At 70.8% G+C, this 23260-nt stretch carries 37 protein-coding genes and 1 pseudogene; 37 read left to right on the top strand and 1 reads right to left on the bottom strand.

Annotated features, from left to right (window positions below; all coding sequences use genetic code 11):
• Window position 1 precedes the first annotated feature (1 nt).
• On the bottom strand, window positions 2–544 hold the full coding sequence (locus ACFYUY_RS01500) for a GntR family transcriptional regulator (RefSeq protein WP_387896988.1): 543 nt from the start codon (window positions 542–544) through the stop codon (window positions 2–4).
• Between the two features lie 148 nt (window positions 545–692).
• On the opposite strand from ACFYUY_RS01500, the pseudogene ACFYUY_RS01495 reads away from it, so the two are divergent.
• The 37 genes and pseudogenes from ACFYUY_RS01495 to ACFYUY_RS01315 form a co-directional block, all read left to right on the top strand.
• Window positions 693–902 (top strand): annotated as a pseudogene (locus ACFYUY_RS01495) (helix-turn-helix domain-containing protein); the annotation flags it as partial.
• Window positions 902–1129, top strand: a complete 228-nt coding sequence (locus tag ACFYUY_RS01490; RefSeq protein WP_387896987.1) for a hypothetical protein — start codon at window positions 902–904, stop codon at window positions 1127–1129. The pseudogene ACFYUY_RS01495 and the gene ACFYUY_RS01490, both read left to right, overlap by 1 nt.
• 205 nt (window positions 1130–1334) lie before the next feature.
• On the top strand, window positions 1335–1499 hold the full coding sequence (locus ACFYUY_RS01485; RefSeq protein ID WP_387896986.1) for a hypothetical protein: 165 nt from the start codon (window positions 1335–1337) through the stop codon (window positions 1497–1499).
• A complete protein-coding gene (locus tag ACFYUY_RS01480) occupies window positions 1499–1720 on the top strand; it encodes a hypothetical protein (protein WP_387896984.1) in 222 nt (73 codons plus the stop codon). Before ACFYUY_RS01485 ends, ACFYUY_RS01480 begins: the two co-directional genes overlap by 1 nt.
• The gene (locus tag ACFYUY_RS01475; protein WP_387896983.1) at window positions 1720–1920 is read left to right on the top strand and encodes a hypothetical protein; all 201 of its coding nucleotides are present in this window, start codon (window positions 1720–1722) and stop codon (window positions 1918–1920) included. The genes ACFYUY_RS01480 and ACFYUY_RS01475 overlap by 1 nt, the downstream gene beginning before the upstream one ends.
• The gene (locus tag ACFYUY_RS01470; RefSeq protein ID WP_387896981.1) at window positions 1917–2219 is read left to right on the top strand and encodes a hypothetical protein; all 303 of its coding nucleotides are present in this window, start codon (window positions 1917–1919) and stop codon (window positions 2217–2219) included. Before ACFYUY_RS01475 ends, ACFYUY_RS01470 begins: the two co-directional genes overlap by 4 nt.
• A 26-nt stretch (window positions 2220–2245) precedes the next feature.
• Window positions 2246–2431, top strand: coding sequence for a hypothetical protein (locus ACFYUY_RS01465; RefSeq protein WP_387896980.1), 186 nt, complete (start codon window positions 2246–2248; stop codon window positions 2429–2431).
• The gene (locus tag ACFYUY_RS01460) at window positions 2431–2625 is read left to right on the top strand and encodes a hypothetical protein (protein ID WP_387896978.1); all 195 of its coding nucleotides are present in this window, start codon (window positions 2431–2433) and stop codon (window positions 2623–2625) included. Before ACFYUY_RS01465 ends, ACFYUY_RS01460 begins: the two co-directional genes overlap by 1 nt.
• Entirely contained in the window at window positions 2626–2925 is a 300-nt protein-coding gene (locus tag ACFYUY_RS01455) for a hypothetical protein (protein ID WP_387896977.1), read from the top strand.
• A 49-nt stretch (window positions 2926–2974) separates the two neighbouring features.
• Window positions 2975–3190, top strand: coding sequence for a hypothetical protein (locus ACFYUY_RS01450; RefSeq protein ID WP_387896976.1), 216 nt, complete (start codon window positions 2975–2977; stop codon window positions 3188–3190).
• Window positions 3191–3201: 11 nt separating this feature from the next.
• Complete coding sequence (locus ACFYUY_RS01445) at window positions 3202–3414, top strand: hypothetical protein (RefSeq protein WP_387896974.1); 213 nt, start codon at window positions 3202–3204, stop codon at window positions 3412–3414.
• Window positions 3415–3502: 88 nt separating this feature from the next.
• Window positions 3503–3964, top strand: coding sequence for a hypothetical protein (locus ACFYUY_RS01440; protein WP_387896973.1), 462 nt, complete (start codon window positions 3503–3505; stop codon window positions 3962–3964).
• A 40-nt stretch (window positions 3965–4004) separates the two neighbouring features.
• Window positions 4005–4220: a hypothetical protein gene (locus ACFYUY_RS01435; RefSeq protein WP_387896972.1), complete on the top strand. Its 216-nt coding sequence runs from the start codon at window positions 4005–4007 to the stop codon at window positions 4218–4220.
• Window positions 4221–4304: 84 nt separating this feature from the next.
• On the top strand, window positions 4305–4895 hold the full coding sequence (locus ACFYUY_RS01430) for a hypothetical protein (RefSeq protein ID WP_387896971.1): 591 nt from the start codon (window positions 4305–4307) through the stop codon (window positions 4893–4895).
• A 10-nt stretch (window positions 4896–4905) separates the two neighbouring features.
• A complete protein-coding gene (locus ACFYUY_RS01425) occupies window positions 4906–5112 on the top strand; it encodes a hypothetical protein (protein WP_387896970.1) in 207 nt (68 codons plus the stop codon).
• Between the two features lie 24 nt (window positions 5113–5136).
• A complete protein-coding gene (locus tag ACFYUY_RS01420; protein ID WP_387896969.1) occupies window positions 5137–5394 on the top strand; it encodes a hypothetical protein in 258 nt (85 codons plus the stop codon).
• Window positions 5395–5414: 20 nt separating this feature from the next.
• Window positions 5415–5750, top strand: coding sequence for a hypothetical protein (locus ACFYUY_RS01415; protein ID WP_387896968.1), 336 nt, complete (start codon window positions 5415–5417; stop codon window positions 5748–5750).
• Between the two features lie 19 nt (window positions 5751–5769).
• Entirely contained in the window at window positions 5770–7203 is a 1434-nt protein-coding gene (locus ACFYUY_RS01410) for a DUF2637 domain-containing protein (RefSeq protein WP_387896967.1), read from the top strand.
• A gap of 90 nt (window positions 7204–7293) precedes the next feature.
• The gene (locus tag ACFYUY_RS01405) at window positions 7294–9246 is read left to right on the top strand and encodes an FtsK/SpoIIIE domain-containing protein (RefSeq protein ID WP_387896965.1); all 1953 of its coding nucleotides are present in this window, start codon (window positions 7294–7296) and stop codon (window positions 9244–9246) included.
• 100 nt (window positions 9247–9346) lie between these two features.
• Window positions 9347–9619 carry a hypothetical protein gene (locus tag ACFYUY_RS01400; RefSeq protein WP_387896964.1) on the top strand — a complete coding sequence of 91 codons (273 nt, stop codon included), beginning with the start codon at window positions 9347–9349 and terminating at the stop codon, window positions 9617–9619.
• Window positions 9616–9882, top strand: coding sequence for a hypothetical protein (locus tag ACFYUY_RS01395; protein ID WP_387896962.1), 267 nt, complete (start codon window positions 9616–9618; stop codon window positions 9880–9882). Before ACFYUY_RS01400 ends, ACFYUY_RS01395 begins: the two co-directional genes overlap by 4 nt.
• A 132-nt stretch (window positions 9883–10014) precedes the next feature.
• On the top strand, window positions 10015–10146 hold the full coding sequence (locus ACFYUY_RS01390) for a hypothetical protein (RefSeq protein ID WP_387896960.1): 132 nt from the start codon (window positions 10015–10017) through the stop codon (window positions 10144–10146).
• Window positions 10147–10220: 74 nt separating this feature from the next.
• Entirely contained in the window at window positions 10221–10916 is a 696-nt protein-coding gene (locus tag ACFYUY_RS01385; RefSeq protein WP_387896959.1) for a hypothetical protein, read from the top strand.
• A gap of 448 nt (window positions 10917–11364) precedes the next feature.
• Window positions 11365–11547, top strand: a complete 183-nt coding sequence (locus ACFYUY_RS01380) for a hypothetical protein (protein ID WP_387896957.1) — start codon at window positions 11365–11367, stop codon at window positions 11545–11547.
• A gap of 219 nt (window positions 11548–11766) precedes the next feature.
• On the top strand, window positions 11767–12294 hold the full coding sequence (locus ACFYUY_RS01375; protein WP_387896955.1) for a hypothetical protein: 528 nt from the start codon (window positions 11767–11769) through the stop codon (window positions 12292–12294).
• Between the two features lie 2 nt (window positions 12295–12296).
• Window positions 12297–12869 (top strand): hypothetical protein, encoded by a 573-nt coding sequence (locus ACFYUY_RS01370; RefSeq protein WP_387896954.1) that lies wholly within the window; start codon window positions 12297–12299, stop codon window positions 12867–12869.
• Window positions 12870–12877: 8 nt separating this feature from the next.
• Complete coding sequence (locus ACFYUY_RS01365; protein ID WP_387896952.1) at window positions 12878–14377, top strand: hypothetical protein; 1500 nt, start codon at window positions 12878–12880, stop codon at window positions 14375–14377.
• Window positions 14365–16287, top strand: a complete 1923-nt coding sequence (locus ACFYUY_RS01360; RefSeq protein ID WP_387896950.1) for a phage portal protein — start codon at window positions 14365–14367, stop codon at window positions 16285–16287. The genes ACFYUY_RS01365 and ACFYUY_RS01360 overlap by 13 nt, the downstream gene beginning before the upstream one ends.
• A gap of 37 nt (window positions 16288–16324) precedes the next feature.
• Window positions 16325–16552, top strand: coding sequence for a hypothetical protein (locus tag ACFYUY_RS01355; protein ID WP_387896948.1), 228 nt, complete (start codon window positions 16325–16327; stop codon window positions 16550–16552).
• 88 nt (window positions 16553–16640) lie between these two features.
• A complete protein-coding gene (locus ACFYUY_RS01350) occupies window positions 16641–17375 on the top strand; it encodes a hypothetical protein (RefSeq protein WP_387896947.1) in 735 nt (244 codons plus the stop codon).
• Window positions 17376–17384: 9 nt separating this feature from the next.
• The gene (locus ACFYUY_RS01345) at window positions 17385–17846 is read left to right on the top strand and encodes a hypothetical protein (RefSeq protein WP_387896945.1); all 462 of its coding nucleotides are present in this window, start codon (window positions 17385–17387) and stop codon (window positions 17844–17846) included.
• Between the two features lie 202 nt (window positions 17847–18048).
• Window positions 18049–19647, top strand: a complete 1599-nt coding sequence (locus ACFYUY_RS01340) for a hypothetical protein (RefSeq protein ID WP_387896943.1) — start codon at window positions 18049–18051, stop codon at window positions 19645–19647.
• A gap of 83 nt (window positions 19648–19730) precedes the next feature.
• The gene (locus tag ACFYUY_RS01335) at window positions 19731–21092 is read left to right on the top strand and encodes a hypothetical protein (RefSeq protein WP_387896942.1); all 1362 of its coding nucleotides are present in this window, start codon (window positions 19731–19733) and stop codon (window positions 21090–21092) included.
• A 70-nt stretch (window positions 21093–21162) separates the two neighbouring features.
• Window positions 21163–21477, top strand: a complete 315-nt coding sequence (locus ACFYUY_RS01330) for a hypothetical protein (RefSeq protein WP_387896940.1) — start codon at window positions 21163–21165, stop codon at window positions 21475–21477.
• A 38-nt stretch (window positions 21478–21515) separates the two neighbouring features.
• Window positions 21516–22178 carry a hypothetical protein gene (locus tag ACFYUY_RS01325; RefSeq protein ID WP_387896938.1) on the top strand — a complete coding sequence of 221 codons (663 nt, stop codon included), beginning with the start codon at window positions 21516–21518 and terminating at the stop codon, window positions 22176–22178.
• A 3-nt stretch (window positions 22179–22181) separates the two neighbouring features.
• Entirely contained in the window at window positions 22182–22766 is a 585-nt protein-coding gene (locus tag ACFYUY_RS01320; RefSeq protein WP_387896936.1) for an NUMOD3 domain-containing DNA-binding protein, read from the top strand.
• 6 nt (window positions 22767–22772) lie between these two features.
• On the top strand, window positions 22773–23258 hold the full coding sequence (locus tag ACFYUY_RS01315; protein WP_387896934.1) for a hypothetical protein: 486 nt from the start codon (window positions 22773–22775) through the stop codon (window positions 23256–23258).
• Window positions 23259–23260 lie beyond the last annotated feature (2 nt).

Raw genomic sequence — 23260 nt, 5'->3', positions numbered from 1 at the left:
CTCAGTTGACCTTCATTTCGTAACGAAGCCGGCGCTCACTGCCGGGCGTGACCATCACGCAAACCTCAAATGGCACTCCATCGGCAGTGCATACAGTGCGAGTCTGCACGAGCACTGGTTCGCCTCTGCCTAGCTCCAGCAGTGCCGATTCGGCTGGCTCGGCAAGTCGGCTCTCGACGTCTTCGGTCGCAGAAGCGGTCCGGTACCCGAGTTCCGCGAGGAGCGTCACGGCGCCCCCCTTGATCTTCCGGAACTCAGCCAGCTGCGTGTCGGCAGCCACCTCGGGTGGATACCAGGAGTCGACGAGTTCTACCGGTCGCCCATTGAAGGTGATCAGCCGACGTCGGCGGATTGCACTGGCGTCGAGGCCGAGGCGGAGCGCGTGGGCTACGTAGACCGGCGCCTGAGTCAGCTCGGCGCCGAGGAGGCGCTGGCCGCCGACACCTCCCCTCGCATCGGCCTCTTGCGTCCAAGCATCTGCCCCGGTCTGCGGTCGCAAGTAGCTGGCGGAGTCACTGATCCATTGACCGTTTGCGCTGGTCACGCCGCACCCCCAGTCCTCGTCTAGGTGCTCCACGGTAGCGCCTTATATCCGTTCAAGAAAAGTAGTACAGCGACAGCATCTTGTTTCCAATGCGGTAAGGCGGTAAGGTTCAAGCGTTGGAAGGCACCAAACAACCCCTCCGGAGACATCTGTGCTCACCGTCAAGGAGGTGGCCGACCGCCTCGGCGTCAGCCCGTCCACCGTCTACCGGTGGGTCGACGACGGCGCTCTCCCGGCCACCCGAAAGAAAAAGCCCAGCGCGGTCAAGCCCAAGCGCAACGTGCGTGGATCGATCGAAATCGACGAAGCCCACGTGATTGCCCTTGAGGACGACTTCCGCCTCAGCCAGCCCGCCTGATGGCCGGCACCGACAACCGCCTGTGGGACGGCCTCGACCCCGTCGAACCCGGCCCGCAGCCTTCCCGCCCTACTCCCGCCTATGGCGCGCCTGACATTGGCCAGCGCCACCTCAAGGAGGACTCGATGTTCCGCAACCAGGACGACCCGAAGGGTGATCACTCGGCGAATGGTGGCTACGGTCACCAGCCGTTGCCGCCGCTGCCGAGTCCGCAGTCGTCGAAGTGAGTGGCTGGGACAGTCGGCCGGCGATCCCGAGGATTCCGCGGCCGAGGTCTGGCAGCTACGACTTCCGCGCGCACTTGGCCCGTTCGAAGGCCGATGGCAGCGCCTGGCGGTGCTTCCGGTGCCGGGCTGAGAGCCCTGGCGACTACGACGCTTGCTCGGCCTGCGGGTTTGGTAATCCCGATGACGTGATCAGGGAGGAGTGGCTGTGAGCATCGACGGCCAGGTTCTGTCTGCGCGGGAGCTCGCTGAGGTTCTGGCGGGCACGCCCGCCGCGGATGACTCCCTGTACGTCGGCTTCCCCGGTGAGGCTGGCTTCGACAACCCCGACTGGCGCGACACCCCGCTGGCCGCCCCGATGGACGCCGGCTGATGGCCGCCGCCGACCGAACGGTCTACATCGTCCGGGTGTTCAACCCCGACGGCAGCCCGTACCTCGACACCCTCGGCAAGTCCCTCGCACGGCTCGGCGCCCCGGCTGCAACGGGCTACGGCGCCTACAGCGAGGCGCAGCGCGACCAGATGATCGCCACCGCTCAGGACAACGGCTACACCGCGACGTGGGAGATCGCTCCCGATTGGAGGACCACCTGATGCCCACCATGCAGGAACGCTTCGACGGCATCGCGAGCGTCGAGATCGCGCTCGGCCGGCTGCGACCGGACGCCTCCCCCGCCGAACGTGAGGCCGCGATCAACGCGGTCCTCGACGCGAACGACAACCTCGTCGAGGCCCGGGCCACCGAGCTGCAGCACCGCCTCGGCGCCGGCGAGCACTACCCGGCCGCGGCATGACCGACTTCTTCCCGCACGAGATGAGTCCGCGGCACTATCCGGCGGCGCTGCCCGGCCACCGCGGCAAGGTCTGCGCCGTGTTCCAGGCCTACGGGTCTGGCAGTCACATCGCGGTCGTCCGCTACGACGACCAGCCGAGCGGCATGGTCGACGTCTGGTTCGACTGCAGCTGTGGCGCCCCGGTCTCGCCGGAGCGCTTCGACTTCGGGACCCCTGCCGGCCAGGCCCGCTTCACCCCTGCTCTCGACGACTTCCGGGGCTTGGCGTCCCGGCACGTCGAGGAGACCCGTACCCGCTAGTACATCCTCCAGGAAGGACAACTGTCATGAAGGTCCGCGACATTCTCGGCGAGCCCGCCCACCTGATCCACCGCCACCCCGAGTTCGGCGGCCCGGTCCTCAAGCCGGTCAACACCTACGGCGACATCAGCGACGACACCATCCGGGCGTTCGCCGCGCAGGAGCTGCACCTGCCCGGGCAGGTCGACGTGTACCGCGAGCAGGCCGCCTGATGTTCCGCGTAGGTGACAAGGTCATCGTCGTCGACACCGACGGGCAGAGCCTGAAGACTCTCGGCCGCACTGGCACCGTGGTCCAGGCCGACGACACCAACCAGCTGGTCTCCGTCAAGGGCCTCGACAACCCCCTCACCGAGTTCCTGCTCGGGGAGCGCGCCTACCGGCCCGACCAGCTCAAGGCCGCCTGAGTGGCCTGGTCCTGGGATCACAACCAGTGCGGCGGGACCCGCTCCTACAGCGCGCACGCGGCGCTCGGCGAGCACCTGTCCCGGATTGCGGCCCGCCGTGACTGGGAGGCGATCAGTGTCCTGTTCGGCCGGGCCGGCGGAGACGCGTTCGATGTGCCGCCGGAGCGGGCCCGCCGTATGGGTGAGGCGTTCAAGGCTCTCGCCCCGTTCGCCGACGGCCAGTGGCGCCGGGCCTGTCTGGAGCTGGGCGCAGCCGCGGCCGAGGCGGGCCGTACCGGCTCGGTGTGGCACTGGTCGTAGTCGCCTGCAGGCGCGACTTTCCGCAAGAGATCAACTACCTGGAGGGCTGATGAAGCAGCGCTACGAGTACCCCACGGCCGGCACCCCGTCGGCGAAGACGATCGTCGACCTGGAGCGGGAGGGGAACCTCCGCACCGTCGCCTGGCGGTGCCAGAACTGCCAGGCGCGAAGCGGGCAGGTCCCGATGAAGGGCCCCGACGACCACGAGACGGTCAACCAGATTCGCCGCGAAGCCAAGGGCCACGCCGAGGCCTGCGACCTGTAGGGGGGCACGAGATGAGCGTCGCCGCATACCCGACCGCCGGCAGCCCGGGCAAGAGCACCGTGGTCTACCGGAACCAGAACTACGGCCCCGAGTACACCTGGTGGACGTGTGACAACTGCAAGGAGTCCTCGAAGAGGCGGAACCTGAGCCACAGCGAGGACAACGAGACGGTCAACGTCGTCCGTCGCGAGGCGAAGGCCCACGCCGCCGCCTGCGACATCTAGGTACCCCCGGGGCGGCCGCCACAGCCGCCAAGCACAGTCGGCCGCCCCGGGCCCCGTCCACCCATCCGAGTAGACAGGAATCCCCATCATGCGCCTTCTCGACTCCCTGAACAACGCCGCCGCCCGCGCGGTCGATGCCGGCCGCAGCCAGGTGCTGCTGCACCGGGTGCAGGAGGAGCACGCCCGCTGGGCCGCCGACGCCAAGCTCGGCGCGACGTACTACACCGCCCGCCCGACGTCGGGGATCTCCGCGGGGGTCCCGACCCATTCCGCGTTCGTCTTCACCCGCCGCATCCAGCACGGTCGGTACCGCGGCCAGCTGGAGACCGCCGGCGGCACCGCCTCCTGGGGCCTGTGGTGGGAGCTGGGTCCGCTGACCCTGGCCGCGCAGTGGACGCACGCCGACCAGCGGGCCCGCGACGAGGAGCTGTCCGCGTCGCTCGGCGCCGGCCTGCAGGCCGCTGCGTGGGACCGGTTCACCGCGCAGAAGGTTCTCGACGAGGCCGAGCGGCTCTACCCGGCCAGCGTGAAGCTGCTCCAGGCCGCCTGACCCGGCAGACAGGCCCCGCAAACTAGGAGAAAGAGGACACATGAGCCAGACCATCACCCAGCTCACCGACGGTGCGGTGCTGCCGCCCACCGGCTACGACAACCTCGTCTGTTGCGGGCAGTCCGCGCGCGTCGCCCACGCCACCAACACTCTGCCGGTCCCCGGAGCCGTCTGCGAGTCCTGCTGGTGCACCGTCACCTCCTCCCCCGGCTACGGCCCGATCACCGTACGCCGCTGCAACCGCCACGGGAGCTGACCACCAGCCCAACAGCACAGGGCCGTGCGAGACACCGCAGCACTCGCACCTCTCGCACACCAGCTGACCAGGAAGGAGGCCGAGATGCCCACCACGACAGCCGCCCTCGACGTCGACCTCGCCGAGCTGCTCGGCCCCCTCCTCGTCGCCGAAGTCGAGGCCTACCTCGCCACCGCCGCCCGCCGGCAGCCCCCGTCCCCCGCACCGCGGCCGGGCGCCCTGCCGGGACCGGCCTGGTACCGCATCGCCCAGCACCTCCAGGCCGACGTCACCTCGCCGACGCCTGACCGCACCGACACCGTCCCGGCCGGACCCTGGTGGGACGGCTACCCCACCCCCGCGCCCACGCTGGCGGACCGGATCCTGCGTCGGCGCCCGACCGCCCCGGTCACCGCCCGCCAGCACCTGGATCTGATGGACCGCTACATCGCGGCCCACGGCTGGACGCAGGGCCGGCTGTGGGACGGCGACGGCGCGGTGTGCATCCTCGGCGCCCACGTCCGGGTGCTGGCCGCGGGCTACGGCACCCCGGCGACCGCGTGGCAGGCCCGCCTCCTGATCGGCAACGCCCTCGGCCGTGCTGGCCACCCGGTGCCGGTCGACACCTGGAACGACAGCCCCGGCCGGACCCAGCACGACGTCCACCACCTGCTGCGCACCGCAGCCACCTCCTGAGAGGAACACCATGTCCACCATGTCCCTGCTCCACCACGGAGCCTCCACCCCCGTCCCGCTCGGCCGCTACCTGACGACCCTCCACACCGACCGTGGAAACCACACCTCCACCAACACGATCACCTCCCCGCACACTCTCGGCTCGCTCGCCGCTGGCCTCGCCGCCCTGCACCGCGTGCCCGGGAACGTGGTCGACCTGGTCATCACCCAGCGGTAGGCGTGACCGCAGTCGAAGCCCCTCATGGCTGACAGCACGCCCCGCGACCGCCGCCAGATGATCGAGCAGGTGCAGCGCGAGTTCGGTCTCAGCATCGGCACCGCCGGCCGTCTGGTCGCGATCGGCGCCGACGCGGGAGATCGCGAGGCCAGCGCGAGCCAGGCCGTCAAGGACGCCTACGCCACCGCCCTCGCCCGCGGCGAAGCCTGGGCCCTCGCCGGATTCACGCTGCTCGCCCTGCTCTTGACCGTCACCGCTGTCTACGCCCTGACCAGCCCGTAACCGACCAGCCGGAGGCCGCCATGGCCCGCACCGCCGCCCCAGCAGAACAGCAGGCCCTCACCACCATCAGCCTGGCCTTCGCCAGCCTGGCCGCGACCCAGACCCCCGGGGCGGCGGTCGTCACCCTCCCCCTCGCCGTCTTGGCCCACTACGGGGTTCTCGCGGCCGCCGCGCTCCTCCTTCGCCTCGACCTCCCCCAGCTCCTCGCCGGCCATCACCGGCAACTGCGCGCCACCGCGGCCGCCATGCTCCTCGCCGCCGCGCACGCCTTGCGCGCCGCCACCACCGCCGTCCTGTGGGCGCTCACCGCCAGCGCCCACGCCATCGCCCCCAGCCACCGGACCAGCACCACCTAACCCAGCGAAGGAGCCCGCCGTGACCGCCACCCCCGACCAGCCGGCAGCCCCGGCCAAGGCACCGCAGCCCACCAGCATCACCCTCAACCGCACCCAGAAGGGCATCCTCGGCAGCGTCGCCGCCGGCGGCGTCGTCATCGCAGGTATCGGCTTCGCCGGCTCCTACCGAGCCGTCGTCAAGCTCGCCGAGGAGAAGCACTTCGGCGACTTCGCCGCGTTCTTCCCCATCGGTATCGACGCTGGCATCGGCGTTCTCCTCGCCCTCGACCTCGTCCTCACGTGGCTACGGATCCCGTTCCCGATGCTCCGCCAAGGCGCGTGGGGCCTGACTGCCGCCACCATCGCATTCAATGCCGCAGCGGCCTGGGGTGACGACCTCGCCGTGGGCATGCACGCCGCCATCCCCGCCCTGTTCGTGATCATTGTGGAGGCCGCGCGCCACGCCGTCGGCCGGCTCGCCGACATCGTCGCCGAGCGACACATCGAGTCGCCGCCCTGGCAGCGCTGGCTCCTCTCGCCCTTCGACACGTTCTTCATCTGGAGGCTGCAGCGGGTCTGGCAGATTCCCTCCTACCTCCGGGTGATCGAGCTGCGGCGAGAGCTTCGGGTGTACCGGGCGAAGCTCCGGAGGCAGCACGGCTGGCGGTGGCGCTGGAAGGCGAACGCCGACGAGCTGCTTCCGTTCGCGATGGCTCGCTTCGGGATTTCGGTTCTCGACGCACTGGCCATGCCGGAAACCGAAGCTGAAGCGCAGCGCCAAGCCGAAGTAGCCCGCGAAGCTGAAGCCAGGCGAAACGCCGAAGCTGAAGCCGAAGCACTTCGGGCAGAGGAGTCGAAGCGCCTCGCCGAAGCCGAAGCGCGGCGCGTCTCCGAAGCAGAAACCGAAGCGAAGCTCGCCGAGATCGCGAACGCCCGGCGCCTTGCCGAAGCCGAAACCGAAGCGGCCCTGTCCGCCCAGGAGCAGCAGCGCCTCAACGCCGAAACCGAAGCTGAAGTGCGACGCATGCGCCTGCTCGCGGAGCAGCGGGACGCGGAGGCCGAAGCGAAGCTGAAGCAGCTGGCACTCGCCGAGGAAGCCGCCCGCCGGACCGCGGAAGCCGAAACCGAAGCGACCCGTGCGGCACGCGAGCGACTGAGGCTCGCGGGTGAAACCGAAACGCTTCGGGATCGCACCTACGCCCCGAAGTCGAAGCAGTCTGGCACGGACGACGACCCGAACCCGAAGTCGAAGCAGTCGGGGGAGCGCCCCAGCCGACGGCTTCGGATTGACGCCGAAGTCGAAACACTCCTAGGCCTGATGACCTCCGAAGGCTACGACGCCGTCGACCTGAAACGGGCGATGGCCGAGCTGAATCTGAAGCAGACCACGGCCTACGACCGACTCCTGAAAGCCCAGGAGAAGTGGCTGCAGACGAGCACGGGCCTGACGGAGAGCACTGACCTGACGGTCTGATGGCGGCGCCCAGCACGACTGGGCGCACGCCCTCTGCCCTCAGCCCCAAACCCCGCTCCCTCCCCGCCGAACCCCCCAGAGGAGGCCCCCGTGGCCCAGCAATACACGCCCGCCGGGGCCGACAACGTGCTCCCCTTCCTGCCCCGGCCCCAGCACCCCCAGCATGCGACGACGGCGACGACGATGCCGATGACGACGACCGTTCTGGAGCCGCGACCTGCGGAAACAGGAAACATCGAGGACACCGCGGCCCCGTCGTCACCGGCCGTTTCGACGCCCAAGACCCTGCCCGTACCGACCACGCCGGCCATCGCCCGCCGCTTCTTCTCCGCCTGCGTCGCCGTCGCCAACCGGGCCGGCGCCCTCGTCGTCCGTTACCGGATCGAGCTGGCACCCGCCCTGTCCGTCGGCGGCGTCACCGCCCTCGGCTGGTGGCAGCACCTGGCCGGTGTCGGCGGCCTGGGCACCGCTGCCTATGCGGGCCTGGCCGCCCTTGCGGCCGCGGTCGCCGGCTACGGCGTGCGGGAGAAGAACGAGATGCTGATCCGCGGCGGCACCGGCATGACCTTGGTGTTCGCCGACGTCGCGGCCGCGGTCGGGGCGGGCCCCGGCGGCGCTTCCCTGACTGCGGCGGCCGTCACCACCGGCGCGGCGTACGCGGTGTACGTGCCGTGGCTCGTCCAGTACCGCAAGGACCACAAGGAGCTGCCCGGCAAGGCGTCCGCCACGGCGAACGCCAACGCCTCCGTCGACGTGCAGCTGCAGATGGGCAAGGGCCAGGCCGAGCTGAAGGCCGCCGCTTCCAGCAGCACGGACGAGCAGCCCGCACTGCAACTCCAGGGCGGCCCGTTCTACGACAGCGTGATCCCCTACGCCGACGACGACTCCACCGACCTCGCCGACCCGATCCGCATCGGCTGGGACGAGTACGGGCAGCCCGTCTACCTGACCGTGATGTACCGGCACACGCTGGTCGCCGGCGCCTCGGACTGGGGCAAGTCCGGCATCATCAACCTGATCATCAAGAAGCTCCTGAAGAAGAACCACGCCGAGCTGTTCGGCATCGACATGAAGCCCGGGGCCGTCGAACTCGGACCGTGGGAGCCGAAGATGCGCCGCCTCGCACGCGGCCCCGAAGAGGCCCGCGAGCTCCTCCAGTTCATCCGCGCCGAGTGTGACCGCCGCGGCGCCTACCTGGAGCAGCTGTCGAAGGAGGAGATGGCCGCCGGCCGCAAGCCGGTCCGCAAGTGGATCCCCGGCGTGCACGGGCCGGCCTGGTTCATCGTCACCGACGAGCTTGCCGAACTGGTACGCCTCGACGAGGTGCTCCGCCGGCAAGAAGCCGAACTGCGCAAGCTGGACCCGGAGATGGGTCCGCCCGAGCAGGAGGTCGCCACGGCCTATGAGTCGCTGCTGGCGATCGCCCGAAGCAACGCCATCCACTTCGTGTCGGCGACGCAGCAGCCGTCGGCGAAGGTGTTCGGCGGCAACACGGACGCCCGCGGGAACTACGGCAACCGGCTCAGCACCCGCGTCGGCGAGGCCGGGCACGCCGACTTCATCTTCGGCCGGGGCAGCAAGAGCAAGGGCTTCACCCCGGAGGAGCTGACTCGCCCTGGCGAGTTCTACCTGGGCTGCCCGGAGAGGCCGCTCACGAATCCGCCGAGGTGTCGCGCCGAGTACGTGTCCGATCTCGACATCGCCGCGGATGTGGCCCACCTGCACGCCAACGCCCCGGCGTGGGAGCCGCCGACCCGGTTCGCCCTGCGGGGCGCGTCGGTGGCCCGGGTCGAGCAGCCGGCCTTCGTCTACCCGGACGGCCAGCCGGTGGGTTCGGACGAATGGCCGGGCCTGTACAAGGTCTTCCGGCAGCTGTGCGAGGACCAGGGCTACGCAACCAAGGACGATCTCGTCGAGCACGGCCCGTTCAGCAGCCGGGACACTCCGCGCCGAGCCCTGGATGTGTGGATGCGGCACGGCGTGCTGACGGAGAAGGTCGGGAAGGTCGAGCAGTTCTACCTGCCCTCCGAGCCGCGGGACTGACGACTCATCCGAGTCGCCGCTCCCAGATGGGGGTGACAAGCCGAGAAGTAGCCCCGTCGCCCGCCCCGGGATCCCCCGGGGCGGGCGGATCTGCGAGAGGATGAACCATGTGGTTCCGACGCCGCCGCCCCGCACCACCCCAGGCGACCAGCCCAACCCGACAGGCATCGCTGTCCTGGAGCACGACCTCTTCGGCATCCAGCCAGAGAAAGGCTCGCTAGCCGCGCTCGCCATCGCCTTGCGCGTGACCGGTACATGCATCAACCATCAGGCCGTTGAAACCACCCACCTCGGTGACCCACGACCAGCCGGGATTTGCACCGGATGCGGCACCAACATGATCGAGACCGACGGCGAATGGAGAGTCGCATGACGTTCCCCAGCAACGATGAACTGCGCGCCGCCAGCCTGAGCCTGCGCATCGACGCTGCCCTCAGTGCCATGCCCGGCATGGCTCAGGCTGTTTCCGGAGCGCTCGCTCTGACGCGATACCACCACTGTGCCGAGGCCGTCGGGGTTTCGCGTGGACGAGCACACGAGATCCTTCGTGCAGCCCAAGGCCTGCGCGCAGGCAGCACGTCCACCATCGAAGACCTCGCTGAAGCTACGCGCCTCCTGGGCGAGGCCGCTCGCTGACCGGCGAACTGCCGCCCGCCTCGTCGCGTTGCCGTATGCCACTCATCCCGGTTGCCGGCCCGAGTGGGCGCCCGGTAGATGAGCCCGACCCTGGTCGTTCCAGGGAGGCCGTCTCGGTGGAAGGACGAAGACATGATTCGCATCATCCGTCGTTGGATCAAGGCGCCCGGCTTCGTCGAAGTCGTGGCGAAGACCCTCCTCGCGACAGGGCTTCTTTACGGCGCGCTCTTCGCTCTGATCTTCGCCCAGCGATGGCCCCGATAGCCACTGAATCGAGGCGGCTAATTCCGGATCGGTGCGACACTGGGCTGATCACCCCGCCCCCCGGGAGGACCAGCATGCCCGCACCCGAACGGACCGAACTCGACCCCACCCGGTGCGCGCACTGCCCGCGCCTCCTGCGCAGCGACGAGCTCCACCGCCACGCCTGCTACGTCTGCGAAGACCGCGCCACCGGCCAACTCCGGGCCATGCCCAGCCTCTACCGGCGGCTCGGCGACAAGCTCATCCCCGAAGCCCGCATCAGCGACGCCGGCCCCGTGACCGGATCCTCCGGAAGCGCACCGCTCGGAGCCGCCCTCACCCCGCTCGACCTCCGCGGCCCAGGCGGCATCGTCTCCCTCCTCCTCGGCATCGAGCAGCGCTGGCGGATCCACCTCGACTGGGAGCAGCTACCGGCCCGCGGCGGCTACGAGGCCAGCCTCGCCGGCTGCGTCACCATGCTGGTCAACAACCTGCCGTGGGCGTGCGAGAACTACGTCGACATCGGCGCCGACCTGCAGCTCCTCGGTGTGCTCCACGCGCGGGCCGATTCGACGGTCACAGGCCAGTGGGAGGTGAAGGTGCCGGTCGGCTGCTGCCCGGTCACCGGCGAGGACGGCGGCCCGGTGTGCGGGGAGCGGTTGAAGGTGTCGCCGTGGGCACTGGAGATCAAGTGCCGCGGCTGCGGCACCGCGTGGCCGCGGACGGCCTGGCTGGGGCTCGGAGCGACGCTGCGCGGTCTCGACGTGGCAGGCACGGCCGTGGCGGCTTGACAACCCGTCGGACCGAAGCGACTATCTGATCAACTGGAACTCTTGTCGAAAGGGCCGCCCCCCGGGCGGCCCTTTCGCATGTGCGAGGCGGTGACTCCGGTGGATCCCATACTCGTCACCGGCCGCGAAGCGGCCCTGTGGACCGGCCGGCCCATCGGAACGATCTGGCGGTGGAGCTCCGAGGGCCGCATCACCCGGCACGAGACGCCGCGCGGCACCCGATACGACCTGCGCGAGCTTCCGCCAGCCACCGAAGACGGCCCCGGTGCCGCACCCGCCCTCCCGGAAGGCCGCCACGCGGCCTGACCCCCTTCTCCCCGCCGTGTGCCGGACCCTGGTGGTCGCTGGCCGGCGGGGCGGCCCGCCCTGAGGGCGGCGGGCCCGGCCCGCGGCCTGGCATCACCCCGTCCTGCCAGACCGCGGGCCCCATCCACTGCAGGAGGTGACCATGGCCGCGAGCGAAGTCCCCGCGCCGATCGTTCCCGTCACGTTCGAGATGGCACTCGACAACGCCGCCCGCATTCTGCGCAACGCCGAGCTGGAGACCAACCTGCCGGTCATGGAGCGCCTGGAGCGGCTCGCGGACTCGTGGATCGCGCTCGCCCGCACCATCACCGAAGCCGGCTCGTGACCGCCTGCCGGCAGCAAGCCCTGGACGCCCCCTTCACACACCCCGATACGTGGGAGCCGGCCCCCGGAACGTGCTCCCGCTGCGGCCGCCCCGCCTGGCTCGGCGAAACCCGTTGGTGGCACGACGGAGCCACCTGCACCGCCACCCGAAGCAGCCGCCCCACCGTGCCGGTCCCCGCACGGTTCGTCCCTCGCTAGCCCTCGTCCTCGGAGCGCCCTCATGCCTCTTCGCCTTCGCGCCGAACGCCGCGCCTTCTCCCGTGACGCCGCCCGGCACTACGCCTCCCCCAACCCCGGCACCGGCCCCAGCCGGGCCGAGCGCCGCCGCCACGGCTGGCGCGGCGACGTCTCCGCCCTCGTCCACGGCCCGCACAGCCGGACGTGGCTGCACGCCACCACCCCCGGGACGGGCGGCCAGCGCCGCGTCGACGCCAAGCGGCAGGCCCGCGCCGACTTCTGGCACACGGTCCGCATCGAGGTGTCCGCCGAGATCGAGCCGTACTTCCGTCGCAGCCTGCACCTGCTCCACCCGAAGGCGCAGCTGCGCGGCCGCCACCCGCACCTGTACGACTTCGCCGTCGACCTCGATGTCCACATCCCCGGGGCGCCCGTCGACGCGGTGTCCGCCCTGCCGGTCTTCCGGTCCGTCCACGACGGCGACGTGTACGTGCCGCAGCTCGACTCGATCACGTGGAGGCGTGCCGACGGTACCGTGATCCCCGTCGCCGAGCCGGCCGTGAAGGGCTGACCGTGGCCCGCGGCAACAAGCCGGTCTGCGGTGCCAAGACCCGCCAGGAGACCTCCGCCGAGTCGTGCGGCCTGCCCGCGGGCTGGGGGACCGATCACGCTGGTGTCGGCCGATGCAAGCTGCACGGCGGCAAGACCGGCGGCCAGCGTGTGAAGGCGGCGCACCTGCAGGCCGAGAGGGAGGTGCGCGAAGTGCTCGCCGAACTCGACGTCGTACCGGTCGACGACCCGCTCACCGCGCTGGCGCAGCTGGCCGGGCAGGTCGTCGCCTGGCAGGAGAGCATCGCCGTCATCGTCAACCGGCTCGGCGACGAGGTCCGCTACGAGGGCCGCTCCGGCGTCGAGCAGCTGCGAGCCGAGGTCGGCCTGTACGAGCGGGCCATGGACCGCACCAACACCGTGCTGGCGACGATCGCCCGCCTGGACATCGACGGCCGGCTCGTGCGCATCGAGGAGGCCAAGGCGCAGCTGCTGATGGAGGCCGTTCAGGCCGGGCTGGCTGCGATCGGCGTGGTCGGGGAGCAGGCGGCGACGGTCAAGCAGGTCATGGCCCGGAAGCTGCGCGCGGTGAAGTAGGGCGGTGGGTGGTGCGGCGGGATGCCTTCGATCTGCTCGCCGACACCCTGGAGGCGCCCGAGCCTGACGTGTTCGCCGATCTGGGCTACGTGCCGACGCCCAAGCAGCGCCTGTTCCATGACGCCGCCGAGTTCGACGTCTTGTACGGCGGCGCCGCGGGTGGGGGCAAGACCAGGGCGCTGCTGATGGATGATCTCCGGGACTGTGTCCGGTTCCCGGGGATCCGCATCGGCGCGTTCCGGCGGACCTTCGGCGAGCTGAAGGAGTCGCTGCTCGCGGAGCTGGCGCAGGCCGAGTTCGCGCGCGCGTTGGGGGCACGGTGGAACGGCACCGAGTACGAGCTGCGGTTCGCCAACGGGTCGCTGATCATGTACCGGTATGCGGAGTCCATCCAGGACGCCACTCGCCGTCAGGGCGGCCAGTACCAGAAGTTGACGTTTGATGAGCGGGCCCTGACCCCGCCGGACGTCTGCTCGTTCCTGGAGTCCCGACTGCGCTCCGGACGCCGCGACCTTCCCGTCGTCGGGATCCGCTCCGGCACCAACCCGGGCGGACCCGGGCACGGCGCGGTGAAGACCCGCTACATCAAGCCCACCGACTACGGCGCCCGGGTCATCACCGACGTACGCGGCCGCACCGTCCGCTTCATCCCCTCGAAGCTGTCCGACAACCCGCACGTCAACCCCGAGTACGAGAGCGACCTGCAGGCCCTCGACGGCAAGCTGCGTTCCGCGTTTCTGGACGGTGACTGGGACGTGTTCGCCGGCCAGATGTTCACCGAGTTCAAGCGTGACCGGCACGTCCTCGCGCCGGTTCAGCTGCCGGCGTCGTGGCGGCGCTACAACGGCGTCGACTGGGGGTTCGCCAAGCCCTGGGCGGTGCTGTGGGCCGCCGAGGACGAGGACGGGCGGGTCTGGGTGTACCGGGAGATCTACCGGCGCCAGGTCGGCGAGGCCGAGCAGGCCCAGCAGATTCTCGCCGCGGAGACCGCCGGTGAAAGCGTCACCGCCCGGTACGCGGACGACGCGATGTGGGCGACGCGCGGTGCTGCGAAGCCGATCGCACACATCTACGCCGAGGAGGGCGTGCACCTGACCCAGGCCGGCAAGGGGGCCGGGTCTCGGGTGATCGGCTGGCAGCGGGTGCGATCGTTCCTCAAGGACGGGCCGGCGTGCCTGTATCACCGGGAGTTGGGCTGGGACGTCTGTCCGCGGCTGCACGTGTTCTCGACCTGCCCGGACCTGATCCGTGAGCTCACCGATCTTCCCCACGCCACGAAGGGCGACCCGGAGGACGCGGACACCACCGCGGACGACCACGCCGCGGACGCCCTTCGCTACCTGCTGACCAACCTGGGCGCGCTGCCCAGGTTCCACTTCCCCGCCGACCCGGTCGACAATGCGGCGCTCGCGCCCAGTGCGGCCGGCCACCACGACGACGAGCGCACCCAGGTGCCGACGATCGGCGGGTTCCCGATAGCGGCTGGGGGTGACCCGTGGGCGTTCTGAGCCGCATCGCAGACGTCTTCCGGCGCAGCCCGGCTCCGGCTACCGGGGTCGTCGTCGAGTCGCGGGACGCGCCGACCGCCGCCCAGGTTCGCCGCACCGGCTACGAGTACGGCATCCCGCTGAGCAACCTGTCGAGTTCGGCGCAGGTCGCCGCGACGTCGGAGCGCCAGCAGATCCTCACCCAGCTCCATCAGGCCTACCTGACGTGCATCTGGGTGAGCAGCCCGATCGACCTGATCGCCCGCACGGTCACGGCCGGTGGGCTGCAGATCGTCTCCAACGAGGACATCCCCGAGGGTGAGATTCCGGCGGATCCGCCGGAGGTGGGGAGGCTTCGCCGCCTGCTGCGGTTCACGAACCCGCACGAGGACATGGTCCAGTTGCTGCGGAACGCGGTGACCGACTTGGAGCTGTTCGGCGACGCGTATCTGGAGATCGTGCGGCTGCTGGGTGAGCCGGTGGCGATCTACACCCTGGATGCCACGACGATGACGGTCCTGTCGGATCAGCACGGCGAGGTGACCGGGTACCGGCAGGACGTGGACGGGGTGAGGTCCGCGACGTTCGAGCCGCGGGACGTCATCCACATCAGCCTGGACTCTCCGCGCGGTGGCCTGTACGGGGTCTCCCCTGCGGCGAAGGCGTTGCTGCCGGTCACCGCGTGGCTGTTCTGGGAAGCCACCCTGAAGGAGTGCGGGCGCCGGGGCGACCCGCCGCGGCTGCACGTCGACCTCGCGCACTACCAGGACACCGACGTCCAGCGGTGGCGCGAGCAGTACACCGTCCACAACCTGGGCCCGAAGGCCGTCGGGGCGCCGGTCATCACCACGGCCGGCGGCGGCGTGAACGTGCTGGATCCGCGCAAGGTGACGGACTACCTGGATGCGACCAGGCAGCTGCGGGACGAGATCATCGCGTGTTTCGGTACGCCGCCGGCGAAGCTGGGGATCATCGAGACCGGCAACCTCGGATCGGGGTCCGGGGAGTCTCAGGACAAGACTTTCCGGGTCAACACCGTGATCCCGGTGGCGAACCTGATCCTGGAGAAGTTGAACTACCACCTCCTCCAGGAGGGCTTCGGGATCGTCGACTGGCACCTGGAGTTCGCCGAGATCGACTACCGCGACTCCAAGACGGTCGAGGAGATCCGCGAGATGCGGTTGCGCAACGGCGCGTACACCCTCAACCGGTACCGGGACGAGATCGGCGAGCCTCCTGTCGAGGGCGGCGACGACGCGATCTTCATGGAGAAGACGTTCATCGCGGCGTGGGCCGACATGGCCGAGCTCGCCCGCTCCTTCATCACCAGGAATCTGGGCGCCGGGGCCGAGGATCCGGCCGACCAGTCGCCGCCGGCCCCGGCGGACGCCGACCGCGACCCCGAGGACGGGCCCGGCCTCGACAAGGACGCCGCACAGGGCGCCGCCCCGCACGAGTCCCTCACCGAGAAGGCCGGCCGCCCAGCCGCCGAACAGGTCCGGGACCAGCTACTGCAGAACTACCCGGCCCGTTCGCTGGACTGGGTGCAGGGCGTACCCTGGTCCGGGCCCAAGGCGGTTGACGTGGACGACGTCGACTTCGAGGACGAGGCGGACTGGGCTGCGTCCCAGGAGCCCAAGCGGGTGCGGCACTTCGTCAAGCAGATCAAGAAGCGCGGCCGGACGAAGCCGATCGTGCTCGTCAAGACGCCCGGCAACCCCAAGATGATCATCGTCGACGGTCATCACCGGGCCCTCGCCTACCGCAAGGCCGGCCAACCGATCCGCGCCTGGGTCGGCACCGTCGGCAAGGACCGCGGCCCGTGGAACGAGCTCCACTCCTCCCAGGACCCCGACAAGGCGGAGCAGGAGGCGTGGGATGACCTCTACCGGCAGCACCTCACCGAGGCCCTCGCCGGCATCAGAGGCTGACCGGTGGCGGTGCCGCAGTCGCGGCACCGCCAAGCCCGTGCCGTCCCTGGCCCGGGACTGCGAACGCAGCCACTACCCACCGCCACCCAGCCGCGGCCTCGACGAGATCACCGACCCCGACGACCTCGGCGGCTTCGAATGCCGCTGGTACACCCACCGCGACGGCCGGCCCGTCCACTTCGCCACCACGGGCGAAGTCGAGATCTACATGGCCCGCCTCGGCCTGCCCCGCCCGGACGAGTTCCTGGCCCCGCTCCCCGCCTAGGAGGTGAGGACCGTGGGAGGTGGACACCCCACCCGGGCGCAGGACATCGCCCCGCTCATCGCCAAGCAGATCGGCTGAGGGGGTCGCGGTGCCCGACGCCACGATTCAGCTGGCCTCCCCCCACGGGGCGTGGCGGCCCGTCTACGCCCGCCGCCTCGCCCTGCACCGCACCGCCGACGACGTCATAGCCGCCGCGTGGGCCGCCGACACCGCCGACCTCATTCTCGCCCGGCCCGCACACTGGTGGGCGGCCGAGAGCGCCAGCCCCGACGACCGCGAGGCCGCCGCGGCCGCCGTCCTCGCCGTCCTCGCCGCCACCGACTTCACCCGGACCCGGACCGTGATCCGCACCGCCGCGATCCGCGCCCACCGAGCCGGCTACGCCGCCGGCCGCCACCTCACCGACGCCGACCCGGGCGACGACAGCGACTACGACGAGGACGCCGTCTCCGGCGCCGACCTGACCGACACCCAGGCCGACCTCACCGCCGCCGCCACCCTCACCACGGCCCTTACCGCCACCGCCCGCCACGCCGGCCGCATCCTCGCCGACACCGACAGCCCCGATGCCGCCACCGCCGCCGCCAGATCCGGGCGCAGCATGGCGGTCGCCGCCGACGTCGCCGTGTCCGCCGCCTACGGCCTCGGCCAGCTGTCGGCCTACCACGCCGCCGGCCGCCAGTCCGTGCTGTGGCTGAGCGCCGGGGACGGGCGCGTGTGCACTGCCTGCTCCGATGCCGAGGCCGGCAGTCCCTATCCGCTGCTGGCGACACCCATGCTGCCGCAGCACCCGAACTGCCGCTGCTGTCTCGCACCCGCCTAAGGAGGACCGGTGCCCACGTTCCCCACGGTCAGCATTGCCGACGGCTCCGGCACCGCCCTGGCCCTCACCTCCGCCGGCGCGATGAAGGTCGACGCCTCGGCGAGTTCGTCGGTGACGTCGTTCCTGACCTATGTCCTGGTGCCGCAGGCCGCCGCCAACGTCGTCGGTAACTCGTTCTCGACCGCGTCGGTGTCGTGCCTGGCCATCGACATCACCCTGAGCTCGTTCACCGGCGGGACGACTCCGACGATCACGTTCTTCCTCGACCGTTTCGGCGCCGACGGCACCTGGTACCGGGTGTGGACGTCGTCGGCCCTGAACTCGGCCGGTGCGACCAGCGTGCAGGTCGGCCCTTTCCCGGCCGGCACCGGCATCGCCACCGCCGTCCTCACCGGCACCGCGCGGTTCGGCTGGTCCACCACCGGCTCGCCCACCGCGGTGACGTTCTCCGGCTCGGTCGTAGGCAGGTAGCCGTGTACGAGCGCCCCAAACGGCCCCGGGCTGTTACTGCCGGCGACGTCGAACAGGTCGCGTTCCGGGCCGCCCTCGCTGAGGCGATCGACCACGACCCGGACGTGCGCGCCGCGATCCTGCGATTGCTCGGATCCGCCCGTACCCGACGGGCCCGCCCGACCGTCACCCCGCCGCTACGGCAGACAGGGAGGGGCCGCTGATGCCCGGCACGATCGCCACCATCTCCGGCACGATGCTCACCCCCGGTGTCTCCCGCAACGGCCGCCTCTACACCCCGCAGCTGATCGCCGCTGCCGCGAAGCGCATGCAGGAACGGCTCGCCGACACCGACGCCCTGCCGATCACCATGCGCACCCACCACGACGCCGGCGACGACTCCGCGCGGATCGTCGGCCGGGTCACCGCCGTGACCGTGGAGGAGGACGGGTCCGCCACCTACACCGGCGACCTGTACGACACCGCGCACGGACGGGACATCGCCGCGCTGGTCACCGGCAAGCGGCCGGCACTGCGTTCGGTCAGCATTCACGGCTACTGGGTCGGGCCCGTGAAGCGGACCGCCTACGAGGGGCGGCAGGTCACCACCGGCGACGACCTGGACATCGACTCCGTCGACTTCACGGCGACGCCCGGTGTCCTCGGGGCCCGGATCGCCTCCGCGACGTACGCGGCGCAGGGCACCTCGGAGTCGGCGGACCGTACCGCGATCAGCGAGTCCGCCGAGGTCACCGTCGAGGCGGTCACCGAAGCCGCCACACCGGGCACTCGCCGGCGCCGCCAGCTCGCCGCCCAAGGCAAGGCGATGCCGGACGGCTCCTATCCGATCCGCAACAAGGCCGACCTGCGCAAGGCGATTCGCGCCGTCGGCCGCGGCGGCGCCGACCGCGACGCGATCCGGCGGCACATCCTCAAGCGGGCCACGGCCCTCGGCCTCGCCGCCCTCATCCCGACCACCTGGAAGGACGACGGTGCCATGACCGAGGCCGCCACCCGCTACTCGGACGTCCGCGAGTACTACCCCGACGGGCCCGCCGGTTCTGCCGGGTTCTGCGTCGACGCCTACAACGGGCCCGTGTCGCTCACCCTGCGGGCCTGCGGCATCGACCCCGCCGAGCTGCGGGTCATCACCGCCGCCGCCATGAAGGCGGCCTGTGACGCCCTGGCCGCGATGGACCCGGACATGGACGCCGACATCGACGTCGACGGAGCCCCGAAGGCCGACAGTGACAGCGATCAGGCGGAGACCGCGCCCGCCACGCCGGCCCCCGTCGCCGAGGCCGCACCGGCCGAACCCGCCCTCTCCGAAACCACCTTGCCCGACCCGGGCGAGGCCGCACCCATCACACCTGAGGAGGAGCCCGCCGTGAGCGAGCCCATCACCCAGGAGACCGCGGCCCCGGCCCGGTCCCTGACCGACGACGACATCACCGCGCTCGGCGCCCTGTTCGGCGCCGCCCTGAAGGAACACCTGGAGCCCGTCACCACGGCGCTCAAGGAGTCCCGCAAGAGGGACAAGGCCAAGGCGGCGAAGGAGACCAAGCCGGCCGCCGGCGCGGTCGCCGAGACCGCCGCCACCCCGTCCCCGGCCGCCGACGTCGTCAGCGAGCGCGACGCCCTCAAGGCCGCCATCCGCAACGAGCTCCGCGAGGAGCTCCTGAAGGAGTTCGGCACCCCCGGGCGCCGCGGCTACCGCGTCGGCGAATCCGAGCAGGGCGAGGACTCCCGCGACGAACTCTGGGCCGGTCGCGCCTCCGCCCTGCTCGGAGAGTTCGGCGTCACCCCCGCACCCGCCGCCTAGCACCGGCAGCCCCACCAATCCCCACAGACCTCGCCCCGCCCGGCTCGACCGGCGGGGCTTTCGCATGACAGGAGGAGCTTCCGGTGCCGAACGAGCTGCAGGAAGCCATCACGACCGCGGGTACGATCTCCCCGCTCATCCAGAAGGCCATCAGCCCGCTGCTGCTGGAGTACCAGCGCCGGTACGCGCCGCTCCTCGCGGCCCTGCCGAGCAAGCAGTGGGGCTCGACCCAGTACTTCTTCAACCGCCGCACCGCCAGGCCGGACTCCGGCGGCGTCATCGACGGCGGCGCCCGACCGATCGGCAACAGCACCTACGAGCAGGCGGTCTTCAACATCCGCCTGTACCAGGCCGTCGGCTCCGTCACCGGCTACGCGCAGACCGTCTCCCGGGACCTGGTCGGTGACCTGCGCCAGCTCGAACTCGACGGCACGATGTCGTCGATGCTGTGGACGGTCGAGAACGCCTTCATCTGGGGCAACGACGCCGCGACCGCCTCCGGCGTGTACCCGATCAGCTCCGGCCTGGACACCCTCGTGTCGAACTGGACCGCCGGCAGCGGATCCAACGCCTACGTGAACGCCCTCGACATCAACAACTCCTTCGCGCTGCACTACCTCGACCAGCTCATCGACCTCGTCGAGACCAACGCCGCGATGCCGATCGGCTCCGACTGGATGTTCGTCATGTCCCCGCGCATGGCGTCCGCCGTCAGCCAGTCCCTCGTACCGCAGCAGCGCTTCGCCGCGCCGACGACCGTCATCGGGGCCGGCCTCAACGTCCCGACGTACAGGGACATCCCGATCGTCAAGTCGTCGTTCCTGTCCACCCGCACCGCGCAGATGAGCACCGTCGCGACCGCGACCGCCACCAGCGGCGGGACCCTGGCCGCGGCGACGTACTACTACCGGGTCTCGGCGGTCGTCGCGCGTTTCGGTGAGACCCTTGCCGCGGCGGAGGTGTCGCAGACCACCACCGGCTCGACCAGCACCGTCACGCTCAGCTTCTCGACTCCGTCGAACCTGCCCGACGGCGCAGCCCCGATCCTGTACAAGGTGTACCGGTCCACGGCGACCGGCACCGAGTCCCTGGTCGGCGTCGTCGACGCGTTCGACACCACCGGCGCCGCCGTCACCAGCATCGTCGACACCGGCACCAACCTCCTCACCAACTCCTCCGGCAACACCGGCCCGGCCGCGTACGTCAGCGGCAACACCGGCGCCCTGCCTCGCACCGGCAACTCGGCGATGGAGGACATCTACCTGATCCCGCGCGACGAGAACTTCCTCGTCCGCCCCTACACCCGCGACATGCAGGTGATCCCGCTCGCGCCGACCGTCAGCGCCCCGGACACCCTGCCGTTCGCGGTCGTGACCGACACCACCCTGGCGGTCCGCGGCCCGAAGTACGTCGGCCGTCTCAGCCGGATGTCGGCCTCGCTGTAGGCCGCCCCAGGGCCCGGCCCGCTGCTGCGGCCGGGCCCCGTCGGACAAACCCCAGGAAGGGATCGCACTGATGAAGCTGCGCAAGCAGAGCGCACCCGGCTCGGCCCCCGGCGGGCTGACGTGGGCGACACCGGACGACGTCGTCGAGGTCCCCGACGACCTGGCGGTGGAGCTGCTGGCGATCCGGGACGCCGGCTTCGAGCACGTGCCGCATCTGCCGCTCACCGCGGACACCGGAGAGGACCCGGGTGCGGACCCCGAGGTTCCCGAGGAGCCCGCCGACGACAACCCTGAGGCGGTCGTCGAGGAGCCGGAGGAAGTCACCGAGGCGCCGAAGCGCAAGTACACCCGCAGGGCCACCGGCCAGCAGGCCGTCTCCGAGTAACACCCCGGCAACCCCAGGCGGATAGGCGGTGCCGAGCCATGCCGACCGACAGCCCGACACCGCTCGCCTCCGTCGCCAACTTCACCGAGGGGCCGTTCGCCAACCTGGTGTCCGGCTACTCAACGCAGGCCAAGTCCAACCTGATGCTGCAGGCCACCCGTGCCTGCGAATCCGCCTGCGACCGGCGCCTGGCCCCGTTCACCGGACTGATGGAGACACAGCGCGCCGAGGCAATGGACGTCGAAGACGCCCTCGACGCCTACGTGCCACTCGACCCGACCGCGCAGCTCGGATTCTCCCGCGCCCAGTCCCTCGGATCGAGCCTGCTCGTCCGACACTTCTGGGTGCGCGAATTCCCGGCCCGCTACCCGGAAATGTGGTCCGGATCGGTGACCGGCGTGTCCCTGGCCCGCTCCTACTCGGGCACGCAGATCGTCGACGTCTCCACCCTCCAGTTCGAGCCGGACACCGGTCACGTGCGCTTCCAGCTGGGCACGTTCGTACCCGCCGGCACCACGATCCTGGTGACGTACTCGGGCGGATACGCGACGGTTCCCGCAGACCTGGTGCAGGCCTGCCAGTACATGGCCGCGTCGATGGCCGTGAAGCAGCTCGACCCGGTCGACGGCCGGTCCGGGCACGACCCGGACGCCCTGCGGGCCGACGCGCTGGAGATGCTCACCCCGTACACAAGGCGGTGACCCGTGGCCGGGAAGAAGCGGCAGCTGTCGGCGGGCGCCCGGGCGAAGATGTCGGCCCGGATGCGCGGCAAGGCGCACCCGCACAAGGGGCATCCGCTGTCCGCCCAGGCCAGAGCCAAGATCGCGGCGAAGCTGAAGGGCCGGCACCCCCGCGGCCACAAACTCTCGGCCGCAGCCCGAGCGAAGATCTCAGCGAAGCTCAAAGGCCGTCACCACCCCGGGCATCGGGTCTCGGAAGCCACCCGAGCGAAGATCTCAGCGAAGCTCAAGGGCCGCCACCGCGCCTGGACCCGCCGCACCGCCCCCCGCGTCTCCCACCCACGCCACCACCTCACCGCCGCCACCCGCAGGGCCACCCGCCCCGCGGCGAAGAAGCACGCGAAGACGGCCCGCACCCGCCGCACCGCCGCACACCGGCCGCGCGCCAAGCGCCCCAGGACGACCGGGCGCAGCGCCGCGTTCAAGACGCTGCAGATCCGCTATCACCGGCGGCGCAACACGCGCTCGGTGCACCGCCGCTACGGGCGGGTGACCCTGGTTCGCCGGCGTGCACGCGGCTGGCACACGAAACGCCGAAAGCGCAGGTGATGGCCGGTGTCGACCTCTGATGCGGTAGATCGTGAGGCCGCCTGGCTGCAGAGCTTCGGGGACGGTCTGCCGGCGTTGCTGACCGTCAACGGCGGCCGGTGGCAGAACGTGCAGGCCTACATGCCGCGCACGCCGGGCCGGCGCGGCTCCAACATCTACGTGCTGCGGCGCTCGATCCGCGAAGAACGGTTCGCGAACGTGCGCCGCATGGCCGGCTACGAGTTCCTGCTGAAGCTGGTGTGGCCGCTGTCGTCGGGCACCGGCAGCAGCGAGGCCGACCAGCGGGCCTTCGACCTGGCCGTGGACGACGTCCTGACCCGCATCGGCGGCTTCCCTGGCGACAAGTCGCATGGTGGGCGGTTCCGTTCGGTGGCCGAGAACCCGCACTGGCTTGAGGTCCGCTTCGACGACCCGGCGACGACCGTGCCGTCGGAGGCCGAGTTCCATGCCCAGATCAGCTACCACGCCGACGACATCGAGATCACCGGCTAGGC

Source organism: Kitasatospora sp. NPDC004745 (assembly GCF_042873275.1).
GTDB lineage: Bacteria > Actinomycetota > Actinomycetes > Streptomycetales > Streptomycetaceae > Kitasatospora.
Note: the sequence above shows the minus strand (reverse complement) of the source record. Positions and strands in the feature narration are given on the sequence as shown.